This is a genomic window from Streptomyces coeruleoprunus, from assembly GCF_039542925.1.
In the GTDB taxonomy this organism is placed as follows: domain Bacteria; phylum Actinomycetota; class Actinomycetes; order Streptomycetales; family Streptomycetaceae; genus Streptomyces; species Streptomyces coeruleoprunus.
The window spans coordinates 6273580-6289511 of sequence record NZ_BAABIT010000001.1; the positions used below are offsets into that span (position 1 = coordinate 6273580).

The window sequence follows — 15932 nt, forward strand, 5'->3', positions numbered from 1 at the left end:
GTTTTCCCCCCGGCTGAGATGCCCGGGGGCCAACTCCGAACGACTGGGATGTTCTGCACGTGCGTTTCCTCAATGACCTGAAGCCGCCGTACGACCTCACGTACGACGATGTGTTCATGGTGCCTAGCCGCTCGGCCGTGGGCTCCCGCCAGGGCGTCGACCTCACCACCCCCGACGGCACCGGTACGACGATCCCGCTGGTCGTCGCCAACATGACGGCCATCGCCGGCCGCCGTATGGCCGAGACCGTCGCCCGCCGCGGCGGCCTCGTCGTCATCCCCCAGGACATTCCGATCGACGTCGTCACCGACGTCATCTCCTGGGTGAAGAGCCGGCACCACGTCCTCGACACGCCGATCGTGCTGGAGCCGCACCAGACCGTCGCCGACGCGCTGTCGCTGCTGCCCAAGCGCGCGCACAACGCGGGCGTCGTCGTGGACGCCGACCACCGGCCGGTCGGTGTCGTCACCGACCGGGACCTGACCGGCGTGGACCGCTTCACCCAGCTGTCCGAGGTCATGTCCAAGGACGAGCTGCTGCTCCTCGACGCCGACATGGACCCGCGCGAGGCGTTCAACACGCTCGACCACCACAACCGCCGCTACGCCCCCGCCGTGGACGGCGACGGCCGCCTCGCCGGCATCCTGACCCGCAAGGGCGCCCTCCGCGCGACCCTCTACACCCCGGCCGTCGACGCCAAGGGCCGGCTGCGCATCGCGGCCGCCGTCGGCATCAACGGCGACGTGGCGGGCAAGGCCAAGCAGCTGCTCGACGCGGGCGTCGACACGCTCGTCATCGACACCGCGCACGGCCACCAGGAGTCGATGATCAACGCCATCCGCGTGGTGCGCGCGCTCGACCCGCAGGTGCCGATCGTCGCCGGCAACATCGTCGCCGCCGAGGGCGTCCGCGACCTCATCGAGGCCGGCGCCGACGTCATCAAGGTCGGTGTGGGTCCCGGCGCCATGTGCACCACGCGCATGATGACGGGCGTGGGCCGCCCCCAGTTCTCCGCGGTCCTGGAGTGCGCCGCCGAGGCGAAGAAGTACGGCAAGCACGTCTGGGCCGACGGCGGTGTCCGTCACCCGCGTGACGTCGCCATGGCGCTCGCCGCCGGCGCGTCCAACGTGATGATCGGCTCCTGGTTCGCCGGCACCTACGAGTCGCCCGGCGACCTCCAGCAGGACGCCAACGGCCGCCTCTACAAGGAGTCCTTCGGCATGGCGTCCGCGCGTGCCGTCCGCAACCGCACCAGCGACGAGTCGGCCTACGACCGGGCCCGCAAGGCGCTGTTCGAGGAGGGCATCTCCACCTCGCGGATGTTCCTCGACCCGGCCCGCCCGGGCGTCGAGGACCTGATCGACTCGATCATCGCGGGCGTCCGCTCCTCCTGCACCTACGCCGGTGCCGCGTCGCTGGAGGAGTTCGCCGAGAAGGCCGTCGTCGGCGTCCAGAGCGCCGCCGGCTACGCCGAGGGCAAGCCGCTCCACGCCAGCTGGAGCTGAGGCCACGGCCTGAGGGCCGGCCTGTGACGGAAGCCGCCCCTGCGCGCGATGCGCTGCGGGGGCGGCTTCCGCGTGTACGGGGGCGGGGGCGTCCACGAGGGCGGGTGCGGGGCCTGTACGGGTCACCGCCCGGTGTCCTGGCCGCCCGCGAACCCCGCCTCCCGCAGCGCCCCCGCCACCGCCGCCGCCAGGCGGGCGTGTCCCGCGTCGTTCGGGTGCAGTCCGTCGGCCAGGTGCTCGGGGCGCAGCACCTCCCGGCCCGGCAGCAGCGCCAGCCGCCCGTCACCGGCCGCCACCAGGTCCCGTACCGCCTCCTCCATCGCCGCCCGCAGCTCCGCCAGCGCGTCACCCGGCGGGTGCGCCGTGTCCTCCGCCGCCGGGCGCAGCAGCGGCGACACCAGCAGCACGGGCGTGTCGGGGTGGCCCTCGCGGACCAGGCGGACGAACGCCCGCGTCACCTCGTACATCAGGGGCGCCGGCGTCGGCACCGGCCACCAGCAGTTCGTCCCGAACGCCAGCGTGATCAGGTCACCAGGCAGGGTCGCCAGCTGCCGCGCCACCGCCTGCTCGCCGCGCGCCGACCCGGCGTACCCGAGGTTCACGGGGTCGAGGCCGAGCGCCCGTCCCGCCACCGCGGGCCAGGCGTGGGCGGGGCGCGTCGACCACCAGCCCTCGGTGATCGAGTCGCCGTGCACCAGCCAGCGCGGCCGCCGCGGCGCGGGGGACAGGGGGCCGCCGAGCCCGCGCAGGCCGAGGATCACCGGCGCCTGGCTCTCCGGCGGGTGCACCGTGAAGACCGGGGGCCGGTCCTGCGCCGGGGGCGGCGGCAGGGGCAGAGTCACCGTCGCCTCGTCGGCCGGTTCCATGAACGCCTCGCGCGCGCAGCGGCCGGCGCACCAGAGGGCGAAGTGGTGGGCCAACTCCCCCAAGGGATCGCCCTGTTCGGGAACGTGTGCCCGATAGCGGATCTGCACCGCGCGGGTACCGGAGGGGGCGGTGAACTCCAGCCGGACGCCGATCGGGAGCGCGGCGCGGGCGGCCGTGTCCCACGGCAGGGCGTCCGCGTGTGCGGGATCCGCCCGTACGGCCCTCGCGCCGTCCAGCCATGCGGTGCCCCGCAGGAAGGGCACCGGGTCGAGCCATGCCGTACGACCCATCTGCGGCCTCCATTCGTCGCGGCGTCGGGTACCACCGCCCACAACGAGGAACGGTGGGCAATGTGTCGATTCGTGCGGCAGCGCGCAATGTTTCCCCGTGCGTGCCCGAAGCGCGCAATGATCATTCGTCGATGCGCAACAACAGTGCATTACGAGCGCGAACGTCAGCTCGTAGGCTCAGGGCCCGTACCTGGAGTGGCGGTGACCGCCTGCTCGGCGGTTCCCCCTTCCCCCGTGGGCTTCCTCCCCCTGCCCGCACCCACCGCCGCGGTCCCGTCCTTCACCCCCGCAGTGATGAAGGAGCCGACGCGTGCTGGACCAAGGCGCAGCCCCACCCACGACCGAGCCGCAGACGCCCAAGCCGTCGGGCCTCTCCGCGCTGACCCGCCGCAAGCCGGTGGAAGCCCTGGTCGCAGAGGGCGGACAGGGCGAGGGCGGCACTCTCCGCCGCTCGCTCTCCATGTGGCAGCTGACCATGATCAGCATCGGTGCCACGCTCGGCACCGGCATCTTCGTCGTCCTCGGCGAAGCCGTCCCCGTCGCCGGCCCGGCCGTCACCCTGGCCTTCGTGATCGCCGGTCTCACCGCGCTCTTCTCGGCCCTCTCGTACGCCGAGCTGGCCGGCACGATCCCGGTCGCCGGCTCCTCCTACTCGTACGCGTACGCAACGATGGGCGAACTCGTCGCCTGGGTGTGCGGCTGGTGCCTCGTGCTGGAGTACGGCGTGTCCGTCGCCGCCGTGGCCGTCGGCTGGGGCGACTACCTCAACGAGCTGCTGAACGGCACGATCGGCGTGACCATCCCCGAGGCGCTCTCGACGGCGCCCAGCGACGGCGGTCTGATCGACCTGCCGGCGCTGATCGTGGTCCTGCTCGCGATGGTGTTCCTGCTCGGCGGTGCCCGTGAGTCCGCCCGCGCCAACACGGTCATGGTCGTCGTGAAGATCGCCGCGCTCGTCCTCTTCTGCGCCGTCGGCTTCATGGGCTTCAAGTCCGGCAACTACGCGGACTTCATGCCGCTCGGCATGGCGGGCGTCAGCGCCGCCGGTGCGACGCTCTTCTTCTCGTACATCGGCTTCGACGCCGCCTCCACCGCGGGCGAGGAGGCCAAGGACCCCAAGCGGGACCTGCCCCGCGCGATCATGCTCTCGCTGATCATCGTCACCACGCTGTACGTCCTCGTCGCCGGTGTCGCGGTCGGCGCCTGGAACTGGAAGAAGTTCGAGGGCTCCGAGGCCTCGCTCGCGACGATCATGAACGACGTCAGCGGTCAGACCTTCTGGGGCACGCTGCTGGCCGCCGGCGCCGTCATCTCCATCGCGAGCGTGGTCCTCACCGTGCTCTACGGCCAGACCCGCGTCCTCTTCGCGATGTCCCGCGACGGCCTGGTCCCCAAGGCGTTCGGCAAGGTCGACGCCAAGACCGGCACGCCGCGCCTGAACACGCTCATCGTGTCCCTCTTCTGCGGTGTGCTCGCCGCGGTCGTCCCGCTCGGCAAGCTCGTCGACGCCACCAGCATCGGCACGCTGTTCGCGTTCGCCCTGGTCAACGTCGCCGTCGTGGTCCTCCGCTACACCCGGCCGGACATGGAGCGCACCTTCAAGGTGCCGTTCGGCTGGCTGTTCCCGCTGCTCGGCTTCGGGTTCTGCGCGTACAACATGTTCCAGCTCGGAGTCGTCACCTGGGTGGTCTTCGGTGGCTGGATGGCCGCCGGGCTCGTGTTCTACTTCCTGTACGGCATGCGCCGCTCCCGATTGGCCACAGCAGAGAAGTGATCCACCCCTCGTGCGACTGAACGACCTCGACGAACGCATCGTCCACGCCCTCGCCGAAGACGCCCGCCGCTCGTACGCCGACATCGGTTCGCTGGTCGGTCTGTCCGCGCCGGCCGTCAAGCGGCGCGTGGACCGGCTGCGGGCCGAAGGGGCCATCACGGGCTTCACCGTCCGGGTGGACCCGGCGGCGCTCGGCTGGGAGACCGAGGGGTTCATCGAGATCTACGCACGCAGCAACACCTCGCCCGAGACCATCCAGCGCGGTCTCGAGCGCTACCCGGAGATCGCGTCCGCGTCCACCGTCACCGGTGAGGCGGACGCGATCGTCCAGGTCTTCGCCTCCGACATGCGCCACTTCGAGCGCGTGCTGGAGCGCATCGCGGGGGAGCCGTTCGTGGAGCGCACCAAGTCCGTACTGGTGCTCTCGCCGCTGCTGCGGCGCTTCTCGTCCGGCTCGCCCGCGTAGCTCCCGTCGTGCTCAGCTCTCCCCGTACTCCGGATACCAGGGGAGCACCGTGAAGTCGCCCGTTCCCGCCTTCACCTTCTCGAAGGGGGCGGAGCTCAGACAGGGGGCCACGTCCCCCTTCTGCGGGTCCTGGCCGGCCCAGCTGTAGCCGAGCCGGTCGTGCCGCCCCTGGTCGTGGACGGTGACGCCGACCCGCCGGCCCTTCGGCCAGCGGTCGCTCTCCTCGACGACACCGGTCACGACGGCGACCTTCCCGCCGGTGACCAGACAGTCCACCCGGGCCCGCGCCCACCCCGAGGACCCGTCGGGGAACACATGGCGCAGCCGGAACGTCCCGGACGCCGCCTCCGGGTGCATGTTGTCCTTCGCCGCCAGGTGCGCGTCGAACGAGAACGAGATGTCGTGGCCCGGCCGGTACAGCTTCGCGCTGCCGGTGAGCGCCGCCGCCTCCCGCGGCTCGCCCGCCGGCCGCTCCGGCTCCCCGGAGGCCACGGCGGAGCCCGCCGCACCCGCGGTGAGCAGCAGGGCGGCACCGAGCGCGGCGATCTTCGTACGACGTTTCATGGTGGGCGTTCCTCCCTGGTGATCCCTCTGATCGGACACCCACCACTCTCCCGGCGCGGCCGTCCCGGTACATCGCCCCACGGACGGCTCCCGGGCTCCGCCGGACGGCGGGGAACCCCTCCGACCTCGGGAGGAGCAGACCCCGGCGGGGCGCCGCGCAACGAATCACCGCCGGGGCGGGCAACCGCGCAACGGTTCGACGGTCGGTCCGCAACGGTCACGCCTTGTCCGGCGCGAAGCCCGGACCGTACCTTTTTTGCATCTCCCCCGTCCTCCCCGCACAGACGAGGTCCTGCCCATGCCGCCGCTGCGCACCGCCCTGCTCCAGAGCTCCGGACAGCTCGGTGACGTGGCCGCCAACCTCAAGGTCCTCGACGAGGCCGCCGCCCGCGCCGCGGCCACCGGGGCGGGCCTGCTCGTCGCTCCGGAGATGTTCCTGACGGGGTACGCGATCGACGCCGACACGCACCGGCTGGCCGAGCCCGCGGACGGCCCGTCCGCCGAGGCCGTCGCCGCCGTCGCCGTACGCCACGGTCTGGCCGTCGCCTACGGCTACCCGGAGCGCGACGGGGACCGCGTGTACAACGCGGCCCAGCTGATCGGCGCCGACGGCACCCGCCTCGCGAACTACCGCAAGACCCACCTCTTCGGCGACTTCGAGACGACCTGGTTCACGCCCGGCGACCGGCCCGTCGTCCAGGCCGACGTCGACGGCCTGCGGGTCGGCCTGATGATCTGCTACGACGTGGAGTTCCCCGAGAACGTCCGGGCGCACGCCCTGGCCGGCACCGACCTGCTCCTCGTGCCGACCGCGCTGATGCACCCCGCCGAGGTCGTCGCCGAGGCCGTCGTCCCCGTCCGCGCCTTCGAGAACCAGCTGTACATCGCGTACGCCAACCGGACAGGGCCCGAGGGAGACTTCGAGTTCGTCGGGCTCTCCGCCCTCGCGGGCCCCGACGGCACCGCCAGGGCCCGCGCCGGCCGCGGCGAAGAGCTGGTCACCGGCGACGCCGACCCCGACCTCCTGCGGGCCTCCCGCGCCGAGAACCCCTACCTGCGGGACCGCCGCCCCGCCCTCTACACCTCCCTCGTCTGAGCGCTCCCCCCCCGCCCAGCACCCCCCTTCTCCACCCGTGCAAGGAGTCCGTACCCCATGACGTCCACGGTGCCCACCGCCGTCCAGCACACCGACGCGCAGCCGCCGATCACCATGTTCGGTCCGGACTTCCCGTACGCGTACGACGACTTCCTGGCCCACCCGGCCGGGCTCGGCCAGATACCCGCGACCGAGCTGGGCACGGAGGTCGCCATCATCGGCGGCGGCCTCTCCGGCATCGTCGCCGCCTACGAGCTGATGAAGATGGGCCTCAAGCCCGTCGTCTACGAGGCCGACCAGCTGGGCGGCCGGCTGCGCACGGTGGGCTTCGAGGGCTGCGACCCGGAGGTGAACTGCGAGCTGGGCGCCATGCGCTTCCCGCCCTCCTCGACGGCGCTGCAGTACTACATCGACCTGGTGGGCCTGGAGACCAAGCCGTTCCCCAACCCGCTCGCCGAGTCCACCCCGTCGACCGTCGTCGACCTGAAGGGCGAGTCGCACTACGCGGAGACCATCGACGACCTGCCGCAGGTCTACCGCGACGTGGCCGAGGCCTGGAACGCCTGCCTGGAGGAGGGCGCGGACTTCTCCGACATGAACCGCGCCATGCGCGAGCGCGACGTGCCGCGCATCCGCGAGATCTGGGCGAAGCTCGTCGAGAAGCTCGACAACCAGACCTTCTACGGCTTCCTCTGCGAGTCCGAGGCGTTCAAGTCGTTCCGCCACCGCGAGATCTTCGGACAGGTCGGCTTCGGCACCGGCGGCTGGGACACCGACTTCCCGAACTCGATCCTGGAGATCCTCCGCGTCGTCTACACCGAGGCCGACGACCACCACCGCGGCATCGTCGGCGGCAGCCAGCAGCTCCCGCTGCGGCTGTGGGAGCGCGAGCCGGAGAAGATCGTCCACTGGCCGCTCGGCACCTCGCTGAAGTCGCTGCACGGCGGCGAGCCCAGGCCCGCCGTGACCCGGCTGCACCGCACCGCCGGCAACCGGATCACGGTCACCGACGCGAACGGCGACATCCGCACGTACCAGGCGGCGATCTTCACGGCCCAGTCGTGGATGCTGCTGTCCAAGATCCAGTGCGACGACTCGCTCTTCCCGATCGACCACTGGACCGCGATCGAGCGCACCCACTACATGGAGTCCAGCAAGCTCTTCGTGCCCGTCGACCGGCCGTTCTGGCTGGACAAGGCCGTCGACGACAGGGGAAATCCGACCGGCCGGGACGTCATGTCGATGACGCTGACCGACCGGATGACCCGCGGTACGTACCTGCTGGACAACGGCCCCGACAAGCCGGCCGTGATCTGCCTCTCGTACACCTGGTGCGACGACAGCCTGAAGTGGCTGCCGCTGTCCGCGAACGAGCGGATGGAGGTCATGCTGAAGTCGCTCGGCGAGATCTACCCGAAGGTCGACATCCGGAAGCACATCATCGGCAACCCGGTGACGGTCTCCTGGGAGAACGAGCCCTACTTCATGGGCGCGTTCAAGGCCAACCTGCCGGGCCACTACCGCTACCAGCGCCGCCTGTACACGCACTTCATGCAGGACCGGCTGCCCGAGGACAAGCGCGGCATCTTCCTCGCCGGCGACGACATCTCGTGGACGGCCGGCTGGGCCGAGGGCGCCGTGCAGACCGCGCTGAACGCCGTGTGGGGCGTCATGCACCAGCTCGGCGGCGCCACCGACCCGACCAACCCGGGCCCGGGCGACGTCTACGACGAGATCGCCCCGGTGGAGCTGCCGGAGGACTGAGGCCGTCCCGGGGCGAGCGGCGTCAGCAGCATCCGCCCCACCAGGCCCACGGAGCGGTCGAGGCGTTCGGTGAACTCCTCGGCCAGCTCCCGGGACAGCCGGCCCGGCAGCCGGTGCAGCTGCCACAGCGAGCGGGCCGCGAGCCACGCTCCGTCCCGGGCCCGCTCCAGGCTCCAGCAGCCCAGCAGATGCGTCAGCGGGTCCGCGACCTCCAGCAGGTCCGGACCCGGCATCAGCTCTTCGCGGATCCGCTCCTCCAGCAGCACGAGGACCTCGCCCACCTGCTCGAACTCCCCCTCCAGCTCGGCGGGTTCGCAGCGGAGCGTACGGCAGGCGTCCACCACGGCCAGCGCCAGGTCGTGCCCGATGTGCGCGTTGATACCGGCGAGCGCGAACTGCAGCGGGCGTACGCCGGGATGGCTCCGGTACTCCAGGAGCGGCCGCCAGCAGGCCGGCGGACGGCCGCCTCCTGCCGCCGCGTCCACGGCCGCGACGTACCGCTCCGCGAACCGCACGGCCAGCGCCGTCGCGTCGTGCGGGTCCGGGAACTCGCCGTCCCCGATGCGTCGGCCGATCTCCTCCGTGACGGTCAGATAGACCTGATTGAAGACCGCGACCCCGTCCGTCGCGGGCCACTGCGAACGGAACGCCCGCATCCGCTCCACCACCGTGTCCACCGATGGCGCGCGGTCACCGGTCCCCCGGGTGAACTCATCGATCTGCCCCATGGGGGCAGGGTCCCAGTCGCTACGCTCCCCGGGTAGTCATCGGGCGGGCCGTCCCCGGAACGGACGAAGGCCGCGGCCCGGGGACACAGGGGGGAGGCGCGGTGTCGGGCGTGCGCACGCGGCGCCGGAGGGAACGGCTCGAACGGCGGCGCGCCAGGCGCCGCCACGCGATGGCGGCCATGGCGTCGACGGTGGTCGCCGTGGGCGCGGTGAGCGGTCTGCTGGCGGCGAGCGACGACACGGTACGGCGACCGGTGGCGGCCGACGGCTCGGTACGGCAGCGGGTGGCGGCGCCGGCGTCGCCCCGCGCGGCGACGGTCCCCGCGCCGCAGTCGCCGCCGGTGACGAGGCACAGCCCCGCGGCGCGGCCCGCCCCGACGGCCCCCGGCAGCGCCCCGCCGGCGTCCTCCGCGAGGCCAGCCCCCGGCCCGGGCACCCCTGGCGGGCCCCGGCCGCAGCCCCGCGCCACACCGCCCGAGGAACCCCTGACCCTGGCCGACCACCCGCTCTACCGCCACCCCGGGTCCCACGTCCTGGACTGGGTCCGGAGCCACCCCGAGGACCCGCGCCGCCCGCTCATCGAGTCCCGGATCGCCGAAATGCCCGCCGCCGTCTGGTTCACGGCGTACGACCCGGCGACGATCACCGCCCGGGTCCGCGCGGTGACGGCGGGAGCGGAGGCCGCCCGGGCGGTCCCCGTCGTGGTCCCGTACGCCGTGCCGGACCGCGACTGCGGGGGCGCGTCACGGGGCGGGGCGCCGGACCACGCGGCGTACGACGCCTGGATGCGCGCCTTCGCCCGGGGGCTGGGGAGCGGGCACGTCATCGTCGTCCTGGAGCCGGACTCGCTGGCGCTGGCCGACTGCCTCACGGAGCGGGACCGTGCCGCGCGCCACGCCTCGCTCGCCCGTGCGGCCCGCACGTTGAAGGCCGCCAACCCCAAGGCCCGCGTCTACTTCGACGCCGGCCACTCCGGCTGGCACCCGGCCGCCACGATGGCGGCCGGCCTGCGGGCCGCGGGGGCGGCGGCGTACGGGGACGGCATCTTCACCAACGTGTCCAACTTCCACCGCACAGGCGACGAGGTCGCCTACGCCCGCCGTGTCCTCGCCGCGCTCGGCGGCCCGTCCCGCCTGGGCGCCGTCGTCGACACCAGCCGCAACGGCAACGGCGCCCCGGCCCCGGGCCAGTGGTGCGACCCGGCGGGCCGTGCCCTGGGCCAGCCCCCGACGACCGGTACGGGCGCGACCCGCATCGACGCCTACCTGTGGATCAAACTCCCGGGCGAGTCGGACGGCTGCCGTGGCCCGGCGGGTTCTTTCGCACCGGACTACGCGTACGCGCTGGCGCGGGGGTGAGGCGGGGAGGGCTCACCTCCGTCGCCAGAAGGCCATGAGGTCGGCGAGCGCCCGGATGATCTCCGGCCGCTCACCGGCCTCGGACCGGCGCAGGGCGATCAGCAGGGATGCCAGGAACATCACGACGAACAGGGCGAGGAAGTACAGCAGCATCTGCGGCGCGGCCAGCGCGAGTTCCTGCATCACGGCCCACATGGCGCCCCTCCGAGGCGGGTCGGCCGTCGCCTTCGAGAGGGTGCGCCCGATGACCACGGGCGCGAACCTCAACGAAGACAGACGGGTGTCTGTCGTCGCACAGCGCCCGCGGGCTGTGCGCCGCCGGGGTCGGCGGCATTCGTTGAGGTCGTGGAGTGACCTGTACGGCTCGTGCTGCGGGCCGTCCCGGCTTGCCGGGACGTGGCGCCGGGTCCTACTCCCGGCGATTCGGCATCCGGATTGGCCAGCCCAGTCGCGCCCTGTTGGCGCAGGGCACGGCCGAGTGGGCCAAGTCGGACGGCGGCAACGCTACCGCTCCTGCGCCGCGTGGGCCAAACCGGCGCCGCGGCAGTCGAGTTGGGCCGGTGCCGGGCATGCGCGAGGGCCCCGTCCGGTGTGGACGGGGCCCTCGGTCGTGCGGGTGCGGGTCAGGCCTTGGCGCCCGGCCGGTCGGCCTCGGGTGCCGCGTCGTCGTACGAGGACGTGCCCGAGTCCAGGAGGGGTTCGGCGGCCTTCAGGTGGGCCGGGGCGAAGGCGCGCAGGGCGTGGTAGCCGGTGATGACGACGATCGTGCCGAGTGCGATGCCGCCCAGCTCGAACGTGTCGGTGATCTTCAGGCTCACACCGCCCACACCGATGATGATGCCCGCCGCGGCCGGGACCAGGTTCAGCGGATTGCGCAGGTCCACCTTGGCGTTGATCCAGATCTGCGCGCCCAGCAGACCGATCATGCCGTACAGGATGACCGTGATCCCGCCGAGGACGCCGCCCGGGATCGCCGCGACCACCGCGCCGAACTTGGGGCACAGCCCGAAGAGCAGCGCGAAGCCGGCGGCGGCCCAGTACGCCGCCGTGGAGTAGACCCGGGTCGCGGCCATGACGCCGATGTTCTCGGAGTACGTGGTGTTCGGCGGGCCGCCCACCGCCGTCGACAGCATCGACGCGGCGCCGTCGGCCGCGATGGCCGTGCCCAGCTTGTCGTCCAGCGCGTCGCCGGTCATCTCGCCGACCGCCTTGACGTGCCCGGCGTTCTCCGCGATCAGCGCGATCACCACCGGCAGGGCGACCAGGATCGCCGACCACTCGAAGCCGGGGGCGTGGAACGACGGCAGCCCGATCCAGTCGGCCTTGGCGACGCCCGACAGGTCGAGCCGCCAGTGGTCGACCGCCTCGGGGCCGCCCATGGGGGAGTGGATCTTCCCGAAGGCCAGGTCGAAGACCCAGGAGATGCCGTATCCGAAGATCAGCCCCAGGAAGATCGCGATCCGCGACCAGAAGCCGCGCAGGCACACCACCGCGAGCCCGGTGAACAGCATCACCAGCAGCGCGGTCCACTGGTCCTGCGGCCAGTACGTCGACGCCGTGACCGGCGCCAGGTTGAACCCGATCAGCATGACCACGGCGCCCGTGACGACGGGCGGCATCGCGGCGTGGATGATCCGGGCGCCGAACCGCCGGACCGCCAGGCCGGCCAGGAACAGCGCGAGGCCCACCACCAGGACCGCGCCGGTCACCGTGGCGCTGGTGCCGCCGGACGCGCGGATCGCGGCGGCGACGCCGACGAAGGACAGCGAGCAGCCGAGGTAGCTCGGCACCTTCCCGCGCGTCGCCAGCAGGAAGATCATCGTCGCGACGCCGGACATCATGATGGCGAGGTTGGGGTCCAGGCCCATGAGGACCGGGGCCACGAACGACGCGCCGAACATCGCGACCACGTGCTGGGCGCCGAGTCCGGCGGTCCGGGGCCAGGACAGCCGCTCGTCCGGCCGGACCACGGCTCCCGGAGCGGGGGTCCTTCCGTCGCCGTGCAGGGTCCAGCGCACGCCGAGGTTCATACGGGGTCGCTCCAGTTCTCCGGCTGAAAATAATCGAACGCCATGGTACGGGGGCGGCCGGGCGACGACGGCCGGGCCGGGCCCGGCCCGGCGGGAGGTCGGCTTTGCCCGCCCCTCCGGCGGGCCGCCCGTCGCGCCTCCAGCCGGGCCCCTCACCCGTCGCGCCCCTCAGCCCGCCTGACCTCGCGCCCCCGCACCCACCCGATCCGCCCGCGCACCCGCCCCGCTGCGCGGCGCCAGGACGCCCGCGCCGACCACCAGGCCGAAGGCCAGGGCCGTGACCACGCCGAACGACACCGCCAGCGAGGTGACATCGGCCAGGCCGCCGATCGCCGACGGGGCGATCAGGCCGGACGTGTACGTGATGGTGGCGACGCCCGCGATGGCCTGGCTCGGGTTCGGGCCGCTGCGCGCCGCCGCGGCGAACGCCAGCGGGACGACGACGGCCACCCCGAGACCCAGCAGCGCGAACCCGGCCATCGCGGCCACCGGGTGCGGCGCCACGACCACGAACACGCCGCCGACCGTCGCCGCGGCCCCGCCCACCCGTACCGTGCGCACCGCGCCGAACCGGTCCACGACGCGGTCGCCCACGAGCCGGGCCACCGCCATCGTCAGCGCGAACGCCGTCGTGGACGCGGCCGCGATCCCCGGCGAGGTCCCCAGCGCGTCCTTCAGGTAGACCGCCGACCAGTCCAGGCTGGCGCCCTCCGCGAACACCCCGCAGAACCCGATCGCGCCGATGACCACCGCCGACCGCGGCGGCAGCGCGAACCGCGGCGGCGGGTCGGCGTCCGGCGCGCTGCGCAGGTCCAGGACGCCCTGGCAGCACACGAGGCCCAGCGCCGTGAGCACCAGCGCGGCCACCAGGTGGTGCACCCGCGCGTCACCGCCCAGGTGCGCCGCGACCGTGCCGGCCGCCGAGCCGATCAGGGCGCCGGCGCTCCACATGCCGTGCAGGCCCGACATGATGGAGCGGCCGAAGCGGTTCTCGACCTCCACGCCCATGGCGTTCATCGCCACGTCGGACATCCCGGACGTGGCGCCGTACACGAAGAGCGCCGCGCACAGCCCGTACACGTTCGGCGCGAGCGACGGCAGGATCAGCGACAGCGTCCACAGCGCCAGCAGCACACGCAGCGCGGGCCGGTCGCCGAGCCGGTGGCTGATCCGCCCGGCCAGCGGCATCGCCAGCGACGCCCCCAGCGCGGGGAACGCCAGCGCCAGCCCCAGCTGGCCGGGGCCGACCCCGGCGTGCTCCTGGATCCACGGGATGCGGGTCGCGAAGCTGCCGGTGACCGCGCCGTGCACGCAGAACACCGCGGCCACGGCGAACCGCGCGCGCCTCAACCGCTCCTTGCCGTACGCCGCGTCGCCCACGGCCACCTCCCCGGTCCGTCCGTCCACCCTTGCGCGCCGTAAATTATCAGGAAGGGTCCCTGAAAGTAAGCGGTGCGGGGTCACACGCGCCGCATCATCTGAAAGGATCGCGCCATGCCCGCAGCACCCGCCTCCCCCAGCACCGCGCGCGCCATCAACGACCGGCTCGCCCTGCGCCTGCTCCAGGAGGAAGGGCCGCTGACGGCAGGGCAGTTGAAGAAGCTGACGGGCCTCTCCCGGCCCACGGTCGCCGACCTTGTCGAACGCCTCCAGGACGCCGGGCTCGTCCGGGTCGTCGGCGAGGCGGGAGCCGAGCGCCGGGGCCCCAACGCCCGGCTGTACGGCATCGTCGCCGACCGCGCCCACCTCGCCGCCCTGGACGTCCGGCTGCGCAGCGTCTCCGTCACGGTCACCGACCTCCTGGGCGCCCCGCTCGCCGAGGCCGCGGTCCCGATCGACGGCGACACCGGCACCGAGCCCGCCGTCGCCCAGGCCGCCGCGCTCCTGGAGCGGGCCGTACGGGACGCGGGCGCCACCCGCCTGCACACCGTCGGCGTCGGCGCGCCCGGCCTGATCGACCCCGGGAGCGGAGCCCTGCGCGACACGGCCCAGCTGCCCGCCTGGCACCGCCGCCTGGTGACCGTCCTCCAGGAACGTCTCTCCGCGACGGTCCTCGTCGAGAACGAGACGAACCTCGCCGCCGTCGCCGAGCTGCGCGTGGGCGCCGCCCGCGACCGGGACACCTTCGTCCTGCTCTGGCTCGGTCACGGGGTCGGCGCCGCCGTCGTCCTCGACGGGGCCCTGCGGCGCGGGGCCTCCGGTGGCGCCGGCGAGATCGGGTTCCTGCCCGTGCCCGGCACCGCCGGCCTGCCGTCGGCGACGGACTGCGGGGGAGGGTTCCACGCCCTGGCCGGTTCCGCCGCCATCCGCGCCCTGGCGCGGGAACACGGCATCGAGGTGCCCGGCCGGGACGGCGAGGGCGAACCGGCGGGCGCCCTCGCCGTGCGCACCGCGCTGGAGACCGGCGCGGACGCCTTCCTGGACGGCCTCGCCGCCCGCCTCGCCCTCGGTGCCGCCGCCGTCAGCGCCGTACTCGACCCGGGCCGCGTGGTCCTCGGCGGCGAGATCGGCCACGCCGGCGGCCCCGCCCTGGCCTCCCGGGTCGAGGCCCGCCTCACCGAGCTGTCCCCGCTGCGCACGGAGGTCCGGGCCAGTGCGCTCGGCGGCGCAGCCGTCCTGCGCGGCGCGCTGTTGACCGCCCGCGACGCCGCCCAGGACGACCTGTTCACACCGCCGGCACCCCGGGCCCCCCGCTGAGCCCGGCGCCGGGCCCGCCGCTGAGCCCGGCCTCGTGGCCGAACCGCCGCTCCAGGAACTCCTCGAAGGTGCCCCGGCCCACGGCCCGTTCCGGCGTCAGGTGCCCGCCCGCACGGAACCCCCGGTACGCCTTGCCCATCAGCGGCACGCTCACCACCGGCCGCCGCGTCCCCGTGGCCCGCAGGTACGCACGGGCCAGGTCGGGGAGCGTCCGCACCTCGGGGCCGCCCATGTCGGGCACCCGGCCCGCCGGGGCGGACGCGGCGAGCGCGGCGAGCCGGTCGGCGACTTCCGTGACCTCGACCGGCTGGTCCGACACACCCGCCGGGACCGGCAGCACCGGCAGCCGGGCGCAGGCCTCCAGGAACCGCAGGACGAGGTCGTGGAACTGCGTCGTCCGCAGCGTCGTCCAGCCGAGCCCCGACCGCTCGATCTGCTGCTCCACCGCGAGCTTCGCGCGGTAGTAGCGCAGCGGCACCCGGTCGACACCGACGATCGAGATGTAGACCAGATGGCCCACACCCGTCCGCTGCGCGCCGTCGATCAGGTTCCGCGCCGCCCGCTCGTCGCCGCCGCTCGGCGTGCTGGCGCAGTGGACGACCGTCCCCACGCCCTCCAGGGCCGCGTCCAGCCCCTTGCCGTCCCGCAGGTCGACCGCGTGCGGGACGCTGTACCGGCTCAGCACCCGCACGTCGTGCCCGTCCGCGCGCAGCCTGTCCACGACGTGCCGGCCCAGTGTGCCCGTACCGCCGGTCACCAGGATCGTGCTCATGATCCGCTCCTCCGTAGCCGG

At 73.5% G+C, this 15932-nt stretch carries 14 protein-coding genes; 7 read left to right on the top strand and 7 right to left on the bottom strand.

Features of this window, described 5'->3' with window-relative positions:
- The first annotated feature begins 59 nt into the window (after positions 1–59).
- The gene (locus tag ABEB09_RS28180) at positions 60–1505 is read left to right on the top strand and encodes a GuaB1 family IMP dehydrogenase-related protein (protein ID WP_345692715.1); all 1446 of its coding nucleotides are present in this window, start codon (positions 60–62) and stop codon (positions 1503–1505) included.
- A gap of 122 nt (positions 1506–1627) precedes the next feature.
- Here the strand turns inward: ABEB09_RS28180 and ABEB09_RS28185 are convergent, their stop codons facing one another.
- Positions 1628–2662: a GDSL-type esterase/lipase family protein gene (locus ABEB09_RS28185; RefSeq protein ID WP_345692716.1), complete on the bottom strand. Its 1035-nt coding sequence runs from the start codon at positions 2660–2662 to the stop codon at positions 1628–1630.
- 310 nt (positions 2663–2972) lie between these two features.
- Between ABEB09_RS28185 and ABEB09_RS28190 the strand changes: the two genes are divergently transcribed.
- Both ABEB09_RS28190 and ABEB09_RS28195 read left to right on the top strand, forming a co-directional pair.
- Entirely contained in the window at positions 2973–4436 is a 1464-nt protein-coding gene (locus ABEB09_RS28190) for an amino acid permease (RefSeq protein ID WP_345692717.1), read from the top strand.
- 10 nt (positions 4437–4446) lie between these two features.
- On the top strand, positions 4447–4902 hold the full coding sequence (locus ABEB09_RS28195) for an Lrp/AsnC family transcriptional regulator (RefSeq protein ID WP_175408773.1): 456 nt from the start codon (positions 4447–4449) through the stop codon (positions 4900–4902).
- A 12-nt stretch (positions 4903–4914) separates the two neighbouring features.
- Here the strand turns inward: ABEB09_RS28195 and ABEB09_RS28200 are convergent, their stop codons facing one another.
- On the bottom strand, positions 4915–5466 hold the full coding sequence (locus ABEB09_RS28200; RefSeq protein ID WP_345692718.1) for a Repetin: 552 nt from the start codon (positions 5464–5466) through the stop codon (positions 4915–4917).
- Positions 5467–5764: 298 nt separating this feature from the next.
- On the opposite strand from ABEB09_RS28200, the gene ABEB09_RS28205 reads away from it, so the two are divergent.
- Positions 5765–6562: a carbon-nitrogen hydrolase family protein gene (locus tag ABEB09_RS28205; protein WP_345692719.1), complete on the top strand. Its 798-nt coding sequence runs from the start codon at positions 5765–5767 to the stop codon at positions 6560–6562.
- Between the two features lie 57 nt (positions 6563–6619).
- Positions 6620–8326, top strand: a complete 1707-nt coding sequence (locus ABEB09_RS28210) for a flavin monoamine oxidase family protein (RefSeq protein WP_345692720.1) — start codon at positions 6620–6622, stop codon at positions 8324–8326.
- Here the strand turns inward: ABEB09_RS28210 and ABEB09_RS28215 are convergent.
- Entirely contained in the window at positions 8287–9054 is a 768-nt protein-coding gene (locus tag ABEB09_RS28215; RefSeq protein WP_345692721.1) for a DUF5995 family protein, read from the bottom strand. The genes ABEB09_RS28210 and ABEB09_RS28215 overlap by 40 nt on opposite strands.
- 101 nt (positions 9055–9155) lie before the next feature.
- Here ABEB09_RS28215 and ABEB09_RS28220 point away from each other — a divergent pair, with 101 nt between their 5' ends.
- A complete protein-coding gene (locus ABEB09_RS28220) occupies positions 9156–10412 on the top strand; it encodes a glycoside hydrolase family 6 protein (protein WP_345692722.1) in 1257 nt (418 codons plus the stop codon).
- 12 nt (positions 10413–10424) lie between these two features.
- Here the strand turns inward: ABEB09_RS28220 and ABEB09_RS28225 are convergent, their stop codons facing one another.
- The 3 genes from ABEB09_RS28225 to ABEB09_RS28235 form a co-directional block, all read right to left on the bottom strand.
- Positions 10425–10664: a hypothetical protein gene (locus ABEB09_RS28225; RefSeq protein ID WP_345692723.1), complete on the bottom strand. Its 240-nt coding sequence runs from the start codon at positions 10662–10664 to the stop codon at positions 10425–10427.
- 371 nt (positions 10665–11035) lie between these two features.
- Entirely contained in the window at positions 11036–12442 is a 1407-nt protein-coding gene (locus tag ABEB09_RS28230) for a uracil-xanthine permease family protein (RefSeq protein ID WP_345692724.1), read from the bottom strand.
- A 168-nt stretch (positions 12443–12610) separates the two neighbouring features.
- Positions 12611–13849 carry an MFS transporter gene (locus tag ABEB09_RS28235; RefSeq protein ID WP_345692725.1) on the bottom strand — a complete coding sequence of 413 codons (1239 nt, stop codon included), beginning with the start codon at positions 13847–13849 and terminating at the stop codon, positions 12611–12613.
- Between the two features lie 87 nt (positions 13850–13936).
- Here ABEB09_RS28235 and ABEB09_RS28240 point away from each other — a divergent pair, with 87 nt between their 5' ends.
- Positions 13937–15139 carry an ROK family transcriptional regulator gene (locus ABEB09_RS28240; RefSeq protein WP_345692726.1) on the top strand — a complete coding sequence of 401 codons (1203 nt, stop codon included), beginning with the start codon at positions 13937–13939 and terminating at the stop codon, positions 15137–15139.
- On the opposite strand, the gene ABEB09_RS28245 is transcribed toward ABEB09_RS28240, so the two are convergent.
- A complete protein-coding gene (locus ABEB09_RS28245; RefSeq protein WP_345692727.1) occupies positions 15108–15911 on the bottom strand; it encodes an SDR family oxidoreductase in 804 nt (267 codons plus the stop codon). The two genes, ABEB09_RS28240 and ABEB09_RS28245, sit on opposite strands and share 32 nt — an antisense overlap.
- Positions 15912–15932 lie beyond the last annotated feature (21 nt).